This is a genomic window from Streptomyces sp. AK08-02 (assembly GCF_033795085.1).
GTDB classification, from domain to species: Bacteria; Actinomycetota; Actinomycetes; order Streptomycetales; family Streptomycetaceae; genus Streptomyces; species Streptomyces echiniscabiei.
The window spans coordinates 23,465-40,331 of the sequence record NZ_JARAZV010000006.1 but is presented as its reverse complement, the minus strand read 5'-3'; the positions used below and the strand labels follow the sequence as shown (position 1 = coordinate 40,331).

At 68.7% G+C, this 16,867-nt stretch carries 17 protein-coding genes and 1 tRNA gene; 11 read left to right on the top strand and 7 right to left on the bottom strand.

Annotated elements, in window-relative coordinates; translation table 11 throughout:
- Positions 1 to 34: 34 nt before the first annotated feature.
- Positions 35 to 1,282: a PTS transporter subunit EIIC gene (locus PV734_RS13510; RefSeq protein WP_319289610.1), complete on the bottom strand. Its 1,248-nt coding sequence runs from the start codon at positions 1,280 to 1,282 to the stop codon at positions 35 to 37.
- 223 nt (positions 1,283 to 1,505) lie between these two features.
- Between PV734_RS13510 and PV734_RS13505 the strand changes: the two genes are divergently transcribed.
- The 4 genes from PV734_RS13505 to rdgB all read left to right on the top strand — a co-directional run bounded on the left by PV734_RS13505 (position 1,506) and on the right by rdgB (position 3,788).
- A complete protein-coding gene (locus PV734_RS13505) occupies positions 1,506 to 1,739 on the top strand; it encodes a PTS glucose/sucrose transporter subunit IIB (protein WP_319090327.1) in 234 nt (77 codons plus the stop codon).
- A gap of 91 nt (positions 1,740 to 1,830) precedes the next feature.
- Entirely contained in the window at positions 1,831 to 2,568 is a 738-nt protein-coding gene (rph, locus tag PV734_RS13500) for a ribonuclease PH (RefSeq protein ID WP_319090326.1), read from the top strand.
- Between the two features lie 152 nt (positions 2,569 to 2,720).
- Entirely contained in the window at positions 2,721 to 3,125 is a 405-nt protein-coding gene (locus PV734_RS13495; protein WP_319090325.1) for a hypothetical protein, read from the top strand.
- A gap of 60 nt (positions 3,126 to 3,185) precedes the next feature.
- Positions 3,186 to 3,788, top strand: coding sequence for an RdgB/HAM1 family non-canonical purine NTP pyrophosphatase (gene rdgB, locus PV734_RS13490; protein WP_319289608.1), 603 nt, complete (start codon positions 3,186 to 3,188; stop codon positions 3,786 to 3,788).
- A 55-nt stretch (positions 3,789 to 3,843) separates the two neighbouring features.
- On the opposite strand, the gene PV734_RS13485 is transcribed toward rdgB, so the two are convergent.
- The 4 genes from PV734_RS13485 to bcp form a co-directional block, all read right to left on the bottom strand.
- A tRNA-Leu gene (locus PV734_RS13485) sits at positions 3,844 to 3,919 on the bottom strand.
- Between the two features lie 10 nt (positions 3,920 to 3,929).
- Positions 3,930 to 4,787 carry an HNH endonuclease signature motif containing protein gene (locus tag PV734_RS13480; RefSeq protein ID WP_319090323.1) on the bottom strand — a complete coding sequence of 286 codons (858 nt, stop codon included), beginning with the start codon at positions 4,785 to 4,787 and terminating at the stop codon, positions 3,930 to 3,932.
- A complete protein-coding gene (locus PV734_RS13475; RefSeq protein WP_319090322.1) occupies positions 4,784 to 5,410 on the bottom strand; it encodes an HNH endonuclease signature motif containing protein in 627 nt (208 codons plus the stop codon). Before PV734_RS13475 ends, PV734_RS13480 begins: the two co-directional genes overlap by 4 nt.
- Before the next feature lie 137 nt (positions 5,411 to 5,547).
- The gene (gene bcp, locus PV734_RS13470) at positions 5,548 to 6,015 is read right to left on the bottom strand and encodes a thioredoxin-dependent thiol peroxidase (protein WP_319090321.1); all 468 of its coding nucleotides are present in this window, start codon (positions 6,013 to 6,015) and stop codon (positions 5,548 to 5,550) included.
- 180 nt (positions 6,016 to 6,195) lie between these two features.
- Between bcp and PV734_RS13465 the strand changes: the two genes are divergently transcribed.
- Both PV734_RS13465 and PV734_RS13460 read left to right on the top strand, forming a co-directional pair.
- Positions 6,196 to 6,528 (top strand): DUF3618 domain-containing protein, encoded by a 333-nt coding sequence (locus PV734_RS13465; protein WP_319090320.1) that lies wholly within the window; start codon positions 6,196 to 6,198, stop codon positions 6,526 to 6,528.
- Between the two features lie 75 nt (positions 6,529 to 6,603).
- A complete protein-coding gene (locus tag PV734_RS13460; protein WP_405826354.1) occupies positions 6,604 to 6,906 on the top strand; it encodes a GroES family chaperonin in 303 nt (100 codons plus the stop codon).
- Positions 6,907 to 6,995: 89 nt separating this feature from the next.
- Here PV734_RS13460 and PV734_RS13455 read toward each other — a convergent pair whose 3' ends face one another.
- Positions 6,996 to 9,779, bottom strand: coding sequence for a transglycosylase domain-containing protein (locus PV734_RS13455; protein ID WP_319289606.1), 2,784 nt, complete (start codon positions 9,777 to 9,779; stop codon positions 6,996 to 6,998).
- A gap of 214 nt (positions 9,780 to 9,993) precedes the next feature.
- Here PV734_RS13455 and PV734_RS13450 point away from each other — a divergent pair, with 214 nt between their 5' ends.
- The 4 genes from PV734_RS13450 to PV734_RS13435 all read left to right on the top strand — a co-directional run bounded on the left by PV734_RS13450 (position 9,994) and on the right by PV734_RS13435 (position 13,643).
- Entirely contained in the window at positions 9,994 to 10,794 is an 801-nt protein-coding gene (locus tag PV734_RS13450; RefSeq protein WP_319090318.1) for an ABC transporter permease, read from the top strand.
- Positions 10,795 to 10,972: 178 nt separating this feature from the next.
- A complete protein-coding gene (locus PV734_RS13445; RefSeq protein ID WP_319090691.1) occupies positions 10,973 to 11,797 on the top strand; it encodes an ABC transporter permease in 825 nt (274 codons plus the stop codon).
- A 5-nt stretch (positions 11,798 to 11,802) separates the two neighbouring features.
- Complete coding sequence (locus PV734_RS13440; RefSeq protein WP_415924199.1) at positions 11,803 to 12,900, top strand: ABC transporter ATP-binding protein; 1,098 nt, start codon at positions 11,803 to 11,805, stop codon at positions 12,898 to 12,900.
- Positions 12,901 to 12,932: 32 nt separating this feature from the next.
- Complete coding sequence (locus PV734_RS13435; protein ID WP_319090317.1) at positions 12,933 to 13,643, top strand: DUF1707 domain-containing protein; 711 nt, start codon at positions 12,933 to 12,935, stop codon at positions 13,641 to 13,643.
- A 219-nt stretch (positions 13,644 to 13,862) separates the two neighbouring features.
- On the opposite strand, the gene PV734_RS13430 is transcribed toward PV734_RS13435, so the two are convergent.
- Positions 13,863 to 15,209: an SGNH/GDSL hydrolase family protein gene (locus PV734_RS13430; RefSeq protein WP_319090316.1), complete on the bottom strand. Its 1,347-nt coding sequence runs from the start codon at positions 15,207 to 15,209 to the stop codon at positions 13,863 to 13,865.
- 194 nt (positions 15,210 to 15,403) lie between these two features.
- On the opposite strand from PV734_RS13430, the gene PV734_RS13425 reads away from it, so the two are divergent.
- Positions 15,404 to 16,822 carry a DUF445 domain-containing protein gene (locus PV734_RS13425; RefSeq protein WP_415924198.1) on the top strand — a complete coding sequence of 473 codons (1,419 nt, stop codon included), beginning with the start codon at positions 15,404 to 15,406 and terminating at the stop codon, positions 16,820 to 16,822.
- Positions 16,823 to 16,867: the final 45 nt, after the last annotated feature.

The window sequence follows — 16,867 nt, the reverse complement described above, 5'->3', positions numbered from 1 at the left end:
CCTCGTCATGCGGTACGGCCGTACGCCCGGGCTCTCACGCCTTGGTGAGGTCCTCGACCTCCTCCTCGGGCTCGCGGCCGGGGGTGGGGAGGTTGAACCTGGTGATGGCGAAGCGGAAGACGAAGTAGTAGACGGCACCGAAGACCAGGCCGATCGGGATGATCAGCCAGGGTTTGGTGGCGAGGTTCCAGTTCAGGGCGTAGTCGATGAAGCCCGCAGAGAAGGTGAAGCCCGCGTGGACACCGAGGGCCCAGGTGATCGCCATGGACAGAGCGGTCAGGACCGCGTGGATCACGTAGAGCAGCGGGGCGATGAACATGAACGAGAACTCGATCGGCTCGGTCACACCGGTCACGAAGGACGTCAGCGCGAGCGAGATCATCATGCCCATCACGGCCTTGCGACGCTCCGGGCGCGCGGAGTGCGCGATGGCGATCGCGGCGGCCGGGAGACCGAACATCATGATGGGGAAGAAACCCGACATGAACTGACCGGCAGTCGGGTCGCCGGCGAAGAAGCGGTTGAGGTCGCCGTGCACGACCGTGCCGCCGGCGTTGGTGAAGTCGCCGATCTGGAACCAGGAGACGGTGTTCACGAACTGGTGCATGCCCACGGGGATCAGCGCACGGTTGATCAGGCCGAACAGGCCCGCGCCCAGGGCGCCGAGACCGGTGATCCACTCGCCGAAGTTGGAGATGCCCTCACCGATCGGCTCCCAGACGAGGCCGAAGAAGACACCCAGCGCGGTACCGACGAAGGCCATGATGATCGGCACGAGGCGGCGGCCGTTGAAGAAGCCGAGCCAGTCGACGAGCTTCTTGCGGTGGTAGCGCTGCCACAGCACGGCGGACAGCAGACCCATCACGATTCCGCCGAGGACACCGGGGTTGTTGTAGGTCGCGGCTATGTCGGCGCCCGCCTGGACCTTGGCCTCGGTGACGGGGAACGCCTTGAGGACGTTGCTGTAGACCAGGTAGCCGACGAGTGCGGCGAGTGCGGTGGAGCCGTCCGACTTCTTGGCGAAGCCGATTGCCACGCCGATGCAGAACAGCATCGGCAGGTTGTCGAAGATGGCGCCACCGGCGGTGGCGAACACCGCCGTCACCTTGTCGGGCAAGTTCAACTTGTCGTGCACGTCCTGCTGGCCGAGCCGGAGCAGGAGACCCGCCGCCGGAAGTACGGCGATCGGGAGCTGCAGGCTGCGGCCGACCTTCTGCAGGCCCTGGAACAGGCCGGATCCCCTCTTCTTCGAGGGGACCGCCGTCGCGGTGGCGGTGCTCATACTTCCTCCAACGGGTACATGGTCTACACCACTCAGTGGTGTAGACCATGTTGTAGCACGGTGAAGGCCGCATAAGGAACCCACGATTTCACAACGGATGCAGACTGGTGTAGACCAGTCGCGAACAGTGCGCGGACAGTGCGCGGACGGCGTGCGGACCGCTCGCGAAGATCGGTCAACTGTGGGTTACTGCGACAAAGCGGTTCGGACCAGGGAGTAGGACATGTCCACCAAGGCAGAGAAGATCGTCGCCGGACTCGGCGGCCTCGACAACATCGAGGAAGTCGAAGGCTGCATCACCCGCCTCCGCTGCGAGGTCATCGACCCCGCACTGGTCAACGACGCCGCCCTCAAGGCCGCCGGCGCCCACGGCGTCGTCAAGATGGGCACCGCCATCCAGGTCGTCGTCGGCACGGACGCCGACCCCATCGCGGCCGACATCGAAGACATGATGTGAACACCCTTGCGTAGTGCGGGCGTTCAGCCCTGAAGGGCCCTTCCCCACCACGGGAAGGGCCCTGTCCCCCGTTACGGCTAGGCTCGTCGCCATGTCACGTATCGACGGCCGCACCCCCGAACAGCTCCGCCCCGTCACCATCGAACGCGGGTGGAGCAAGCACGCCGAGGGCTCCGTCCTCGTCTCCTTCGGCGACACGAAGGTCTTCTGCACCGCCTCCGTCACCGAAGGCGTCCCGCGCTGGCGCAAGGGCAGCGGCGAGGGCTGGGTCACCGCCGAATACTCGATGCTCCCGCGCGCCACCAACACCCGCGGCGACCGCGAATCCGTACGCGGCAAGATCGGCGGCCGTACGCACGAGATCAGCCGCCTCATCGGCCGCTCCCTGCGCGCCGTCATCGACTACAAGGCGCTCGGCGAGAACACCATCGTCCTCGACTGCGACGTCCTCCAGGCCGACGGCGGCACCCGCACGGCCGCCATCACCGGCGCGTACGTCGCCCTCGCCGACGCCATCACCTGGGCCCAGGGCCGGAAGCTGATCCGGGCCAACCGCCAGCCCCTCACCGGCACGGTCAGCGCGGTGTCGGTCGGCATCGTCGGCGGAGTGCCCCTGCTGGACCTCTGCTACGAGGAGGACGTCCGCGCCGAGACCGACATGAACGTCGTCTGCACCGGAGACGGCCGCTTCGTCGAGGTCCAGGGCACCGCCGAGGCCGAGCCGTTCGCCCGCGACGAGCTGAACTCCATCCTCGACCTCGCGGTCGCCGGCTGCACCGACCTGGCGGCCCTCCAGCGCAAGGCGCTGGACACCGCCCTGGAAAGGTAAAGGACTCACCAAGTAGGGTTCCGGTCGCGGGCAACCGCACCGCCACGCATCGCGTCTTCATCGGTACGGGCGTACGGCACACCGCTGTACGCCCGGCCAGCTGTCAGGGGTCGTACGTACCGCGCCCCGTTCACACGAGGGGAACCACCACCATGGCCGTGAGCCGCCGACCCGGCCACCGCACCGCCGTCATCGCCGCAACCCTGGCCGCCGTCGCGCTGACCGCCGGGCTCACCACCGGCTGCGACGCCGTCAACAAGGCCCTGGACTGCGTCCAGACCGCCGACGCCGTCGCCACCAGCGTCTCCAACCTCCAGCAGGCGGTCAGCAGCGCCGCGAACGACCCGACCCAGCTGGACGAGGCCCTGACCTCGATCGACAAGAACCTCAGCGACCTCGGCGACAAGACGGACAACACCGATGTCAACAAGGCGGTCGACGACCTCGACAAGGCTGTGGACAACGTCCGTACGGCCGTCAAGAACGGCGACCAGACCCCGGACATCAGCGGCGTCACGGACGCGGCGGGCGAACTGACGAAGGTCTGCACGTCGTAGTCGTCGTCATCCTCGGATATGGCGTGAGGGGTCGCGGGTGGGCCCGCGATACTGGACGCCATGACACGCCTGATCCTCGCCACCCGTAACGCCGGAAAGATCATCGAGCTGCGGCAGATCCTCGCCGACGCGGCCCTCCCCATGGACCTGGTCGGCGTGGAGGCCTACCCCGACATCCCCGACGTCAAGGAAACAGGCGTCACCTTCGCCGAGAACGCCCTCCTCAAGGCCCACGCCCTGGCCCAGGCAACGGGCCTCCCGGCGGTGGCCGACGACTCGGGCCTGTGCGTCGACGTCCTGAACGGCGCCCCGGGCATCTTCTCGGCTCGCTGGTCGGGCCGCCACGGCGACGACCGGGCCAACCTGGACCTGCTCCTGGCCCAGCTGTCGGACATCGCGGACGAACACCGGGGCGCCCACTTCGCCTGCGCGGCGGCCCTGGCGCTTCCGGACGGCACGGAACGGGTGGTCGAGGGCAGGCTGCGGGGCGTCCTACGGCACACCCCGGAGGGCTCGGGCGGCTTCGGCTACGACCCGATCCTCCAGCCGGAAGGTGACACGCGGACGTGCGCACAGCTGACGGCGGCGGAGAAGAACGCGATCAGCCATCGGGGGCAGGCGTTCCGGGGGTTGGTGCCGGTGGTTCGGGAGTTGCTGGGCTGACTTCACGAAAAAGCCCCGCACCTACGAATCGAAGGTGCGGGGCTAATTTTCCCTGTGGGCCCGGTGGGACTCGAACCCACGACACACCGGACCTAAACCGGCGCCCTCATAGCCAGCTGGGGTACGGGCCCGCAGCGACACCTACTCTACTGTGCGTCGCGGTGAGGGCAGACGGTGAGACCGATTCGCGAAGGTCTTCGTCTGGCTGTGGCATGAAGGGCATAGATATCGCAGGTTTTCCTGCCGGTTGTCGAGCCAGTCACCGTTGATGTGATCGATCTCCAGCACGAGTCGCCTGCCCTGCCAGACGTCCCCAACGTGGCAGGTGTCGCAGGTTCGGGGGACGTCCCGATCATCGAGGGCTCGCCTGAGGTGCACCGTCTGGGTGCGGGAACAGCCGGGTTCCAACCGCACCAGGATCTGGGCTGCAGACTTGCGGTTCTTGCTCGGAACACCCCGGCCGTGAGCCTGACCGACGAAGTGGCTGATCGAGAGATTGTGAGCCTCCACGCTCCGTTTGACGCGTGCGCGTCCTGCCCCGTTGTCGACGATGCCGAGCAGCTTAAGGACCCCCGCGAGGCTCCGCGAGGCAGCAACGGCGGCTGCGAGCTGGTCGCGCCGCACGATCCCCGGACCGTATCTGCGCCCGCTGTTGAAGTGCGAAGTGTCGATCCCGAGGTGGTCGAGCTTCTTACGAATATGGCCATACGGGCTGTCGCGTGGATCAAAGCCCATGTACTTCAGCATTTCTCGGATGCTGGACGACTGGGCCGCTGCCTCCTGCAGAATCTCTTTCGAGTAGCTTCGCCGCTCGCGTTCGGGCATCGGTTCGTCGATGAAGTGCGAGGTGTCGATCGCGTAATGCTTAAGCCGTTTGAGCAGGTAGTTGCGCGGGCCGCTGCCCATCGGAGCGTTCAGTCTGCGCATCAGATCGGCCAGACTTGTGGAGACAGCCGCGGTACGGGCGAGCAGATCGCCCGTGAACTTCGGAGAACTCATCCCTGGTTCCTCCGCTTGCGACCCCGGTAAGTGTCCGTTACCGCATGGCAGTTGGGGCAGAGCAACTGGAGGTTCTCCGGGCGGTTGTCCCACCAGTCGCCGTTGATGTGGTCCACCTCAAGGCTGAGCGGTCGACCGTTCCGCTCCGGCCCCGTGCCGCACATCGTGCAGCGCTCCTCAACTCCGGTGTGGAGCAGCGCGCGGCGCAGGCGTCGGCCCGGCACTCTTCCCTCCTCGGCGCTGCGCAGGCATAGAGGGCTCCCGAGCGACCCCTTGGGACGCTGCCGTCGTACCGGACCGAAGTGGCTTGTGTCGATTCCGAACTTGGCGATACGGCGACTGATGTGCGTCTGATTGCCACCGACCTGGTTGATGCCGAGGCGTCGTACAACGTCCTTGATACTGGTTGACTCCGCCACGGCAGCGCGCAGTCGTTCTTCGGTATGCCGGACCCGGCCCGTCGTGAAATGCGAGATGTCGATCTCGGCTTCCGCCATTTTCTGGCGCAGATAGTGCCTGCTGCCAGGTGTGGGGTTGCCTCCGCACCATCGGACAGCGTCATCGATGTGCTGCGTTCGCAGAGCCGCCTCCTCCAGCAGCTCGCGGGTGTACCGAACCGTCACGCTCCCCCTCCGCCCCGGCCGCGCGTTCGCAGCCCGTACGGAGTAACGAACAGTTCATCGGACAGTCACGCCCGAAAAGTAGAGCGGCCCGTGCGAGGCATCCCGCACGAGCCGCCCGTTCAGCGGAAAGCGGTCCCTCAGACGCCCAGGTCCTTGATGATCTTGGCTACGTGGCCGGTCGCCCGGACGTTGTACAGGGCGTGTTCCACCTTGCCCTCCTCGTCCACCACGATGGTGGAGCGGATGACGCCCATGTACGTCTTGCCGTAGTTCTTCTTCTCGCCGAAGGCCGCGTACGCCTCCAGGACCGTCTTGTCCGTGTCGCCGAGCAGCGTGACCTTCAGGTTCTCCTTCTCGCGGAACTTCGCGAGCTTCTCCGGCTTGTCCGGGGAGATGCCGATCACGTCGTATCCGGCGCCGGCCAGCAGTTCCAGGTTGTCCGTGAAGTCGCAGGCCTGCTTGGTGCAGCCGGGGGTGAGTGCGGCCGGGTAGAAGTAGACGATGACCTTGCGGCCCTTGTGGTCTGCCAGTGACACCTCGTTGCCGTCGGCGTCGGGCAGGGTGAAGGCGGGGGCCACGTCACCGGGCTGGAGTCGCTCGCTCATCCGTCTGATCTCCTCGTACGTCCTTGTGTGTCCACGTGGGTCCACATGCGTCCACGTGCACCCCTGGCACCCTTGAAAGGTGCCGGTCCGAGCCTAACCGGGGGTGCTGACAGTGCGGTCCGAGGCGGAACTGACAGACTGTCCGGAGCAATGCATCCAGCGGACTTCGGAGGGCGTACGGTGGCGGACACCTCGGACAGCAGCAGAACCCCGGCGCAGATCGAGGCGGACATCAAGCGCCGGCGCGAGACGTTGGCCGAGACGCTCGACGAGATCGGGGTGCGGGTGCACCCGAAGACGATCGTCGGCGATGCCAAGGCCAAGGTCGTCGCCGGCGTCGACCACACCCTCGGACGCGCCTATGTCGGCGTCAACCGTGTCGTCGGTGACGTCAAGGGGCAGTTCGTCGACGAGGAGGGCGCTCCGAGGCTGGAGCGGATCGTGCCCGTCGCCCTCGTGGTCGTGGGGCTTGTCGGGCTGCTCGCTCTCGGCACCCGGCGGCGCAGGGGCTGAGGGGACAGGTAGGTTCGGAGCGTGAGCGCCAAAAGCAGTGAGAAGAGCATCCATCACGACAAGCTGCCCATCCGGATGCTGCACGACCGTGTGCTTGTGCGGCAGGACGCCAGCGAGGGTGAGCGGCGTTCCGGTGGCGGGATCCTGATTCCCGCCACCGCTGCCGTCGGGCGTCGGCTGGCCTGGGCGGAGGTCGTCGCGGTCGGGCAGAACGTACGGACGGTGGAGCCGGGCGACCGCGTGCTGTACGACCCGGAGGATCTCGCCGAGGTCGAGGTGCGCGGTGTGGCCTACGTGCTGATGCGCGAGCGCGATCTGCACGCCGTCGCGGCGGACCGGTTCGAGGGGTCCGAGGACTCGACCGGGCTGTATCTGTGAACAGCGACCTGTAGGACAGGGAATCCCGGGGCTGGTGACCATCGTCACCAGCCCCTTTCCCGTTCTGCGGCTTCTGCGGCGGGTTCGGTTCAGTCCCGTCGTGCCGAGGTCAGCGCCCCCGTCGTCACCCCCGGTGTCGTCCCTCCCGTGTTGCCCCCCGAGTCCGTCGTGCCGCCGGTGCCGGTGGTGCCGCCGTCGGTCGTCGTGCCCCCGGTGCCGGTGGTGCCGCCGTCCGTGGTCGTCCCGCCGGTGCCCGTCGTACCGCCTGTGGTGGTGGTCCCGCCGGTGGCTGTCGTACCGCCGGTCGTCGTCGTGCCGCCGGTGGTTGTGGTGGTCCCGCCGGTGGTCGTGCCGCCGGTCGTCGGGGTGCCGCCCGTGGTCGGACCGGTTGTCGCGCCCGGGGTCTCCTGGCCTCCGGTCGTGGTGCCGCCGTTGTCCTGGCCGGCGTCGGTGCCGGGGTCGGGGCTCGGGTCGACGGGCGGGGCCTGCTCCTCGTCGGCGCCCTCCTGGAGCTGGAGGTCGAAGTCCTTCGCCTCCTTGCCCTTCAGGGCGTCCTTCGTGAACTGGGCCCAGATCTCGGCGGGGGCACCACCACCGTTGACGCGCTGGAGGCCCATCGCGCCGTACAGCGACTTGTGCTTGCCGGTGACCGGGTCCTGGCCCATGACCGAGACGACCGTCGCGAGGTCGGGGGTGTAGCCCGCGAACCAGGCCGCCGTGTCCTCCTCGGCCGTACCGGTCTTGCCGGCCACCGGGCGGTCGGCCTCCTGGGCCGCGGTCGCCGTGCCCTCCTCCACCACGCTCTGCAGGACCGCCGTGGTCGTGTCGGCGGCCTCCCGTGACACGACCTGCCTGGTCTTCTGCCTGGGGAGGGTCACCGACCCCGTCTCGCCGTCCTTGGTGATCTTCTCGATGATCGTGTACGTGCCGTGCTTGCCGTGGTTGGCGAGTGTGGCGTACGCCTCCGTCATGTCGAGGACGCTGGCCGTCGACGTGCCGAGCGCGATGGACGGGTACGGGTTGAGGTCGGGGGTGTCGGAGGGCAGGCCCAGGTCGATCGCCGTCTGCTTGACCTTCGCGGGGCCGACGTCCACCGCCATCTGCGCGTACACCGAGTTGATGGACTTGTTCGTCGCCGTGCGGACGGTGACGTTGCCGTACGAGCCCTGGTCCTCGTTCTCGGGGGCGTACTCGCCGCCGCTCCAGCCCTCGACCGGGCGCTTGTTGGTGCCGTCGTAGTACGTGTTCGGGGTGATCGTCTGCCCGTCCTGGGTCACCGAGCCGTTCTGGACGGCCGAGGTGAACACGAACGGCTTGAAGGTGGAGCCGTCCTGGTAGTCGCGGCGGGTCGCGTTGTTGACGTACTGCTTGGTGTAGTCGATGCCGCCGTACATCGCGAGGACCTTGCCGGTGGCCGGGTCGATGGCGACGCCGCCCGCGCGGACGTAGTTGTCGACCTTGTTGTTCTTCTTGTCGAGCTTCTTCATCACCTTGTCGTTGACCGCCTTCACGAAGGCGTCCTGCTTGGGCTTCTGCAGGGTGGTGGTGATGCGGTAGCCGCCGGCCTGGAGCTGGTCCTCGGTGAGGATCTTGTTGTCGAAGAGGTAGTCGTTGACGGCCTTGACCAGGTAGCCGCGCTGGCCGGACAGACCCGTCGAGACGATCGACTGCTTGGGCTCCGGGAACTTGGTGTCCTTGCGCGCGGACTCGGTCAGCCAGCCCTTCGTGACCATGCCGTCGAGGACGTAGTTCCAGCGGGCGAGCGCGGCCGGCCTGTTCTCGGGGTGGGCGATCACGTCGTACTCGCTGGGCGCGTTGAGCAGCGCGGCGAGGTAGGCGCCCTGGCCGGCGGTCAGGTCGACGGCGTCGACGCCGTAGTAGGCCTGGGCGGCTGCCTGGAGGCCGTACGAGTTGCGGCCGACGTAGCTGGTGTTGAGGTAGCCCTCAAGGATCTCGTCCTTGGACTTCACCCGGTCCAGCTTGATGGAGATGAAGAACTCCTTCACCTTTCGGGTGACGGTCTGCTCCTGCGCGAGGTAGTAGTTCTTCACGTACTGCTGGGTGATCGTGGAGCCGGACTGCTTGCCCTTGCCGGTCACCGTGTTCCAGGCGGCGCGGATCATGGCCTTCGGGTCGATCGCGGACTCGCTGTAGAAGTCGCGGTCCTCGGCGGCCAGTACGGCGTGCTGGGCGTCCTTGGAGATCTGCGACAGGGTCACGTTCTCCCGGTTGACCTCGCCGTCGCGGGCGAGCTGGGTGCCGTCGGCGTAGAGGTAGACGTTGCTCTGCTTCATGGCCGCGGCGTTCGCCGCCGGGATGTTCACCATGTAGTAGCCGAGCGCGAACAGGGCGATGACCATCATGGTCCCGAGCACGAACGCGCTGAGCACGAACCGCCAGGTCGGGATCAGTCGCCGCCATCCGGTGCGCCGGGGACGCTTGGGCTTTTTGCCCTTCGTGGCCTTCGCGGAATCGGCTGAACCTGCGGAATCCGCGGCGGTCTCGGGCGTCCCGCCTTCCGTCACTCCGGGTCGCACGTCGGGTCGTACGGCGGCCGGCACGGCGGGCTGCACGACGGTCTGTTCGCGTCGCGCGACGGGTTCCGTGACGGGTTTCGCGACGGGCTGCGCGATGGTTCGCTCACGGTCCACGTCAGGCTCCACGGCGGGCGTCGCCACCGGCTGCGCGACGGTCTGCTCGCGGTCCCCGTCGCCGTCCGCACGGCGGTCCGCATCAGGCTTGGCGACGGGCTTCGTGACGGGCTCCACGACTGGTTCCGCGACGGTTCGTTCGGGTTTCGCGTCGGGCTGCACGGCGGGTTCTTTGGGTGCCGAGCCCTGCTTCGGCTGCTGCGGCTCTGGCTGGTCGCTCATGTCGTGCACGGACTCCTGTTTCGCGTCGTACGTTGCCGCACGACCTCATTCACCACTTCAAACGTTTTCTGCGCCCCCTCTTGAAGACTGTCGCACCCGGCGATCAGTTCCCTGAGCCAGGCACGCTTCCTGCCCGAAAACACGTGGCGGGCGGACAGGAGGGCGGACTAGGCTCCTGCGCTTCGGTCCGGACGCGTTGGGGAAGGCTGGTGTCGTGGGTTCTGGGCGGTTGTACGCGGCCGTCGCGGCGGGGGGTTTCCGACGGTATGCCACCTATCGGGTGGCCACGCTCGCGGGGGTGCTGACCAACACCGTCTTCGGCGTGATTCTGGCCTACACGTACATCGCCCTGTGGGACGAGAGACCGCACCTGGGCGGGTACGACCAGTCCCAGGCTCTCACCTATGTGTGGCTGGGCCAGGCACTGCTGATGACCATGTGCGTGATGGGCACGGGCTTCGAGGGTGAGCTGATCGAGCGTATCCGTACGGGTGACATCGCGATCGACCTTTACCGGCCGGCCGACCTCCAACTGTGGTGGCTGGCCCAGGACATGGGGCGGGCCCTGTTCCACCTGCTGGGCAGGGGGCTGGTCCCGGTGGCGATCGGCGCGTGGATCTTCGACCTGACGCTCCCGACCTCGCCGCTGACCTGGCTGGCGTTCCTGGGCGCGGTCGTGCTGGGGATCCTGGTCAGCTACTCGTTCCGCTTCCTGGTGGCGCTGGCCGCGTTCTGGCTCCTCGACGGCGCCGGCATCACCCAGATGGCGTGGCTCGCGGGCGTCTTCTGCTCGGGCATGGTGCTGCCGCTGAACGTGTTCCCGGGGCTGCTCGGCGAGATCGTACGGGCCCTGCCGTGGGCGGCGCTGATCCAGGCGCCGGCGGACATCCTGCTGGGCGAGGCGGATCCGGTGGGCACGTACGCCTTCCAGGCCGGGTGGGCGGTGGCGCTGCTGGGGGTGGGGCGTCTGGTCCAGGCGGCCGCTACTCGGCGGGTGGTGGTTCAGGGTGGATGACGCGGATGTCGGCGCTACCGGCGCTACCGGTGGTGCCGGTGGTGTCGCCGGGGTGGTGGAGACCGGGGTGCGGGGCGAGCGGCGGCCGGGCGGCGGCGGGAGCGACGCGGCAGGCGGGGCGGGCCGAGCGGGCCGAGCAGGTTGGGTCGGCGGGGCCGATGGCTGGGACGACGGGCCGCTGAGCCGTACGAGCCGGGTGCTCGACGGGGTGCGGGCCTATCGGATGATCGCCGCGATGTGGATCCGGTCGACGATGGCCTACCGGGTGTCCTTCGCGATGACCACGCTCGGGAACTTCGTGGCGACGGGCCTCGACTTCCTGGCGATCGTGCTGATGTTCTCCCAGATCGACCGGCTCGGCGGCTACTCGCTGCCCGAGATCGCGTTCCTCTACGGGCTGTCGTCGATCGCGTTCGGGATCGCCGACCTGGTCGTCGGGTCGATGGACCGGCTGGGGCGCCGGGTCCGCGACGGCACCCTGGACACACTGCTGGTGCGCCCGGTGCCGGTGCTCGCGCAGGTCGCCGCGGACCGGTTCGCGCTGCGCCGCCTCGGCCGGATCACCCAGGGGCTGCTGGTGTTCGGCTACTCCCTCGGGGCTCTCGACGACGTCCACTGGACGGTGCTCAAGGTGCTGCTGCTGCCGGTGATGGTGATCAGTGGCGGGGCGATCTTCTGCGCGGTGTTCGTCGGGGGCGGGGCCTTCCAGTTCGTGGCGCGGGACGCCTCCGAGGTGCAGAACGCGTTCACGTACGGCGGTGCCACGCTGTTGCAGTATCCGCCGGGCCTGTTCGCGCAGGACCTGGTGCGCGGGGTGACGTTCGTCGTCCCGCTGGCCTTCGTCAACTGGCTGCCCGCGCTGTACGTGCTGGGCCGCCCCTACCCGCTCGACCTGCCGGAGTGGGTGGCGTTCCTGTCGCCGCTGGTGGCGCTTGGCTGCTGCGCGCTCGCCGGGCTGGCCTGGCGGGCGGGACTTCTTTCGTACCGGAGCACGGGGAGTTAGGGCGCGTGGACAGCGGTCATCGCACAGACGGTTCCTTCGACAAGTCGCTCGACGGGTCGCTCGACCAGGCCTCCGACGAGGCGTTCAACGAGTCGTTCATTCAGCTGGACGGTGTCGAGAAGGTCTTCGACGTACGCAAGAAGACCGGGTTCATGCGCAGTGAACGGCGCGAGGTGCGGGCGGTCGACTCGATCTCCTTCCGGGTGGCGCGCGGGGAGATGGTCGGCTACATCGGCCCGAACGGCGCCGGAAAGTCGACGACGATCAAGATGCTGACCGGCATCCTCACGCCCAGCGGCGGCCGGCTGCGCGTCGCGGGTATCGACCCGTCCCGTGAGCGCACCCGTCTCGCGCGGCGCATCGGGGTGGTGTTCGGGCAGCGTACGACGCTGTGGTGGGACCTCCCACTGATCGACTCGTACAGCCTGATGCACCGCATGTACCGCATCCCGGACGCCCGCTACCGGGAGAACCTCGACCGGTGTGTCGAACTCCTCGAACTGGGAGACCTGTTGGACGTCCCCGTGCGTCAACTGTCCCTGGGGCAGCGGATGCGCGGCGACATCGCGGCGGCTCTGCTGCACGATCCCGAGGTGCTGTATCTCGACGAGCCGACGATCGGGCTCGACGTCATCTCCAAGGCCAGGGTGCGCGAGTTCCTGCGTGACCTGAACGCCGAGCGGGGCACGACGGTCCTGCTCACCACGCACGACCTCCAGGACATCGAGCAGCTGTGCTCGCGTGTCATGGTCATCGACCACGGCCGGCTGATGTACGACGGTCCGCTGACCGGGCTGCACGAGGTGGGCGACAGTGAGCGGACCCTCGTCGTGGACCTGGAGCGTGAGCTGCCGCCGATCGAGGTGCCGTCGGCCCGGGTCGTACGGGTGCAGGGTCCGCGTCAGTGGCTGGCGTTCCCGGCGTCGGAGTCGGCGGCTCCGCTGGTCGCGCGGATCGCGGCGGAGTATCCGCTGGTGGACCTGTCGGTGCGGGAGCCGGACATCGAGGCGGTGATCGCCAAGATGTACGCCGAGCAGGCCGGGAAATCGGGTGAGAGGTCGGGGGAGAAACCGGGGGAGAACTCGGGGCGCGCGGTCTCGTAGCCTCCCTCGCGGGGACCTCGTAGGCTGCGTGCATGACGGACGACCTTCCGGAGCTGCGCGCTTCCGACGCCGATCGTGAACGAGTCGCCGAGATCCTGCGGGACGCCCTCGCGGAGGGGCGGCTCGACATGGCGGAGTTCGAGGAGCGGTTGGACGCGACCTACCAGGCGCGTACGTACGGTGAGTTGACGCCGATCACCCGTGACCTGCCCGGGTCCGGGGTGAGTGCGCCCGCGGTGAGTATGGTCAAGCAGCCTGTGGGGAGCGGGAGTTGGCCGGCCCGGATCGTCGGGGGCGAGGGTTCCTCGCGGTGGGCCGTCGCCATCATGGGTGGGTTCCAGCGCGGGGGGCGTTGGACGATGCCGAGGCGGTTCAACGCGTTCACGTTCTGGGGCGGCGGTGAACTCGACCTGCGTGAGGCGAACTTCGCCGACCGTGAGGTGGTCGTCAACTGCGTCGCGATCATGGGCGGCATGAACGTCGTGGTGCCGCCCGGGGTCGAGGTCGTCGTGCGTGGCATCGGCATCATGGGCGGCTTCGACCACAGCCAGGAGGGGGTACTGGGCGACCCCGGCGCCCCCCGAGTGATCATCCAGGGCTTCGCCTTCTGGGGCGGAGTGGGCGTGACCCGCAAACTCCCGAAGGCAGAACGCCAACGCCTGAAGGAGGAACGCCGCCAGGAGAAACTGGAGAGGCGAGAGGGCCGGGGCGAACTGGGCGGCTCGGGCTCGGACTACCGCTGAACGCGACCGAGCACTTTTAGGCGCGCAGGAACGGTGCCCGGGTGCTTCGAGGCTCGCAGGGGCGGTGCCCCGAGCACTTTTAGGCGCGCAGGCAGGGTGCCCGAGCTCTTCCAGGCACGCGGGACGGCGACCGACCGTTTTCAGGGGCGCGGGGAACTGCGCGACCAGCCCCCACGGACCCGCACCCGACAACGCACCCCGAACCCGAACCCGAACCCCCTAAAGCCGCGCAGGCGCCGCCCCCTTCAACTCCTCCAGGTCGAACACCGCAGCCATCCGCGCATACCCCTTGTCACTGGGATGCAGATGATCCCCGGAGTCGTACTCCGCCCGGAACCGCCGGGGATCGTACGGATCCCGCAACGCCTTGTCGAAGTCCGCGTACGCGTCGAACACCCGCCCACCCCGGATCTCCGCGTTCACCGCCTGCCGCAACGCCTCCGTGGTCGCCGAGTACCCATGGAACCCCCCGAACGGCATCAGCGTCGCCCCCACCACCGTCAGCCCCCGCCCGTGCGCCTCGCCCACCAGCTCACGCAGCCCGGCGACGATGGAGGACGCCTTCAGGGTGCGGGGGTCGCGGGCGCGCAGGATGTCGTTGACGCCCAGGTCGATGACGACGGCCTTGACGTTCGTACGGCCGAGGGCGTCCCGTCCGAACCGGGTCAGTCCGCTCGCGTTGGGCGCGGGCGTCCCCTTGCCGCCGGGCCGCAGGACGCGGTTGCCGCCGATGCCCTGGTTGACGACGCTGTAGCGGGGCACGTCCGCGCCGGCCTCGGCAGCCGCGTGCAGCCGGTCGGCGAGGACGTCGGGCCAGCGGCTGTTCGCGCCCACGGTCGACGTGCTGCCGGCGGTGAGCGAGTCGCCGAGGGCGACGATCGTGCCGTTGGCCTGGTCGCTGAGGACGTCCAGGGCGGTGACGTACCGCCAGGCCTCGATCCGCTCGGTGAACGCCGTGGCGTGGGTGTCCTGGGTGCGGTCGCCCGGGGCGGAGTACGAGATCTGGCGGGCCCGCGGGTGGTAGGTGACGGGGCCGGACGGGAGGGCGGCGTACGTCGTCACGAGGACGTCGCTGTCGCGCGGGACGGTGATCCGTACCGCGTCGCTGACGATCTGCCGTCCGGGCGCGACGGTCACCGAGGGGCTGCCGCCGAAGGTGAGCCGGCGCATGGTCGCGGCGTCGGCGGCTGCGCTGTTCTCGGCGGCGGCGACGGCGATCGAGGCGTGGTCGATGGTCAGGGGCTGCTCGCCGTACAGGTTGGAGAGCGTGACGCGGGCACTCGTACCGCCGGCCGCCGTGTGCACGACGTTGCGCAGGGAGCGGCCGGCCAGGCCCCGTGTCTCGGTGCCGGGCTCGCCCTCGACGGGGGAGGCGGACCAGCCGCCGACCCAGGCGCCGGTGGACGTGGAGGAGACGTCGTTGCCCGAGTCGCCGAGGGCCCGGCCGACGGACCTCGTGTGCCGGTTGCCGTCGTCGAGGGTCGCCCCGACGTATATGGCGGCCGACACGGCCACGACGAGCGTGATCATCGCGGCGAGCAGGCCATAACCGTGGCGCCTGGTCATGGGATGCGGGACTCCTCGTACGGCGGGGAGCGTGGGGCTCCGGTGGGCTGTGCCCATGATGCGGGATGGGCCTGTGCGAGCCGGCCCGAACAGTTGGGAACGGCTCATCCGGGTATACGCGGGGAACTCTTGTTCCGTTCCAGGAGTCGGTCAGGAAGGGACAATGTGTGAGGGATCACTGAACGGTGGAGCGAATGGAACGGACGAGAACGGGATCGGACGGCGGTTCCGAGGAGACCGACAGGGCCGGGATGGCTGACGGCGGGCAGCAGCGGACCCGTGCCGCGCCAGTCGCGCCGGCGGCGCCGGCCGCGTCTGTCGCCCCCGCGGGTACGGTCCCGGGTCGCGCCATGACCTCCTTCAGCCCCGCCGACGAGGAGCGTCAGCGCGGGGTGCGCCGGATGAAGCTCACGGCGACCGGGCTGCTGCTCTTCGTCGCCGTCGTGTACGTCCTCGCCAAGTGGGCCGGTGAGCAGGGCGCCGGTGCCTGGACGGGGTACGTCGCCGCGGCGGCCGAGGCGGGCATGGTCGGCGCGCTGGCCGACTGGTTCGCGGTCACCGCCCTCTTCCGTCATCCTCTCGGCCTGCCCATCCCGCACACTGCGATCATCCCCACCAAGAAGGACCAACTCGGCGTCTCCCTCGGCGAGTTCGTCGGCGAGAACTTCCTCTCCCAGGATGTCGTACGGCAGCGGCTGCGCGCCGTGGGTATCGGCAGCCGCCTCGGTACGTGGCTCGCCGAGCCGGAGCATGCCGACCGCGTCACGGCGGAGCTGTCGGCGGCCCTGCGCGGGGCTCTCACCGTGCTGCGCGACTCCGACGTCCAGGCGGTGGTCGGTGAGGCCATCACCCGGCGGGCCGACGCCCAGGAGATCGCCCCCGGCATCGGCAAGATGCTGGAGAAGGTCGTCGTCGACGGCGGTCACCGGAGGGTCGTCGACCTGATCTGTGTACGCGCCCACGACTGGCTCGTCCTGCACGAGGAGGAGGTCATGGGCGCCGTGCAGGGCGGCGCGCCCGGCTGGACGCCCAGGTTCGTCGACAAGAGGGTCGGCGAGCGCGTCTACAAGGAGCTGCTGCGTTTCGTCACCGAGATGCGCGACGCGCCCTCCCACCCGGCGCGCGGGGCTCTGGACCGCTTCCTCACCGACTTCGCCTCCGACCTCCAGTCCGACACGGACACGCGCGCGCGTGTCGAGCGGCTGAAGACCGAGGTCCTGGCGCGCGGCGAGGTCCAGGACCTGATCGCGTCCGCCTGGACGGCCGTACGATCGATGATCGTTTCGGCGGCGGAGGACGAGCGCAGTGAGCTGCGGCTGCGCGTACGGGCGTCGTTGCTGTCGCTGGGGTCGCGGATGGCGGTCGACTCCGGGGTGCAGAACAAGGTGGACGGCTGGGTGGAGGGCGCGGCGGTGTACGTCGTGACGACCTACCAGGGCGAGATCACCTCCCTGATCACGGACACGGTCGCGGGCTGGGACGCCGAGCACACGACGAAGAAGATCGAGGCGCACATTGGCCGTGACCTGCAGTTCATTCGTATCAACGGCACGGTGGTCGGCTCACTGGCGGGACTGCTGATCTACGTGGTGTCGCGGGCGGTGGGGGTGTAGCCGGGGTGTGCTCGCTGCCGAGTTCCCCCGTCTGACTCCGTGGGT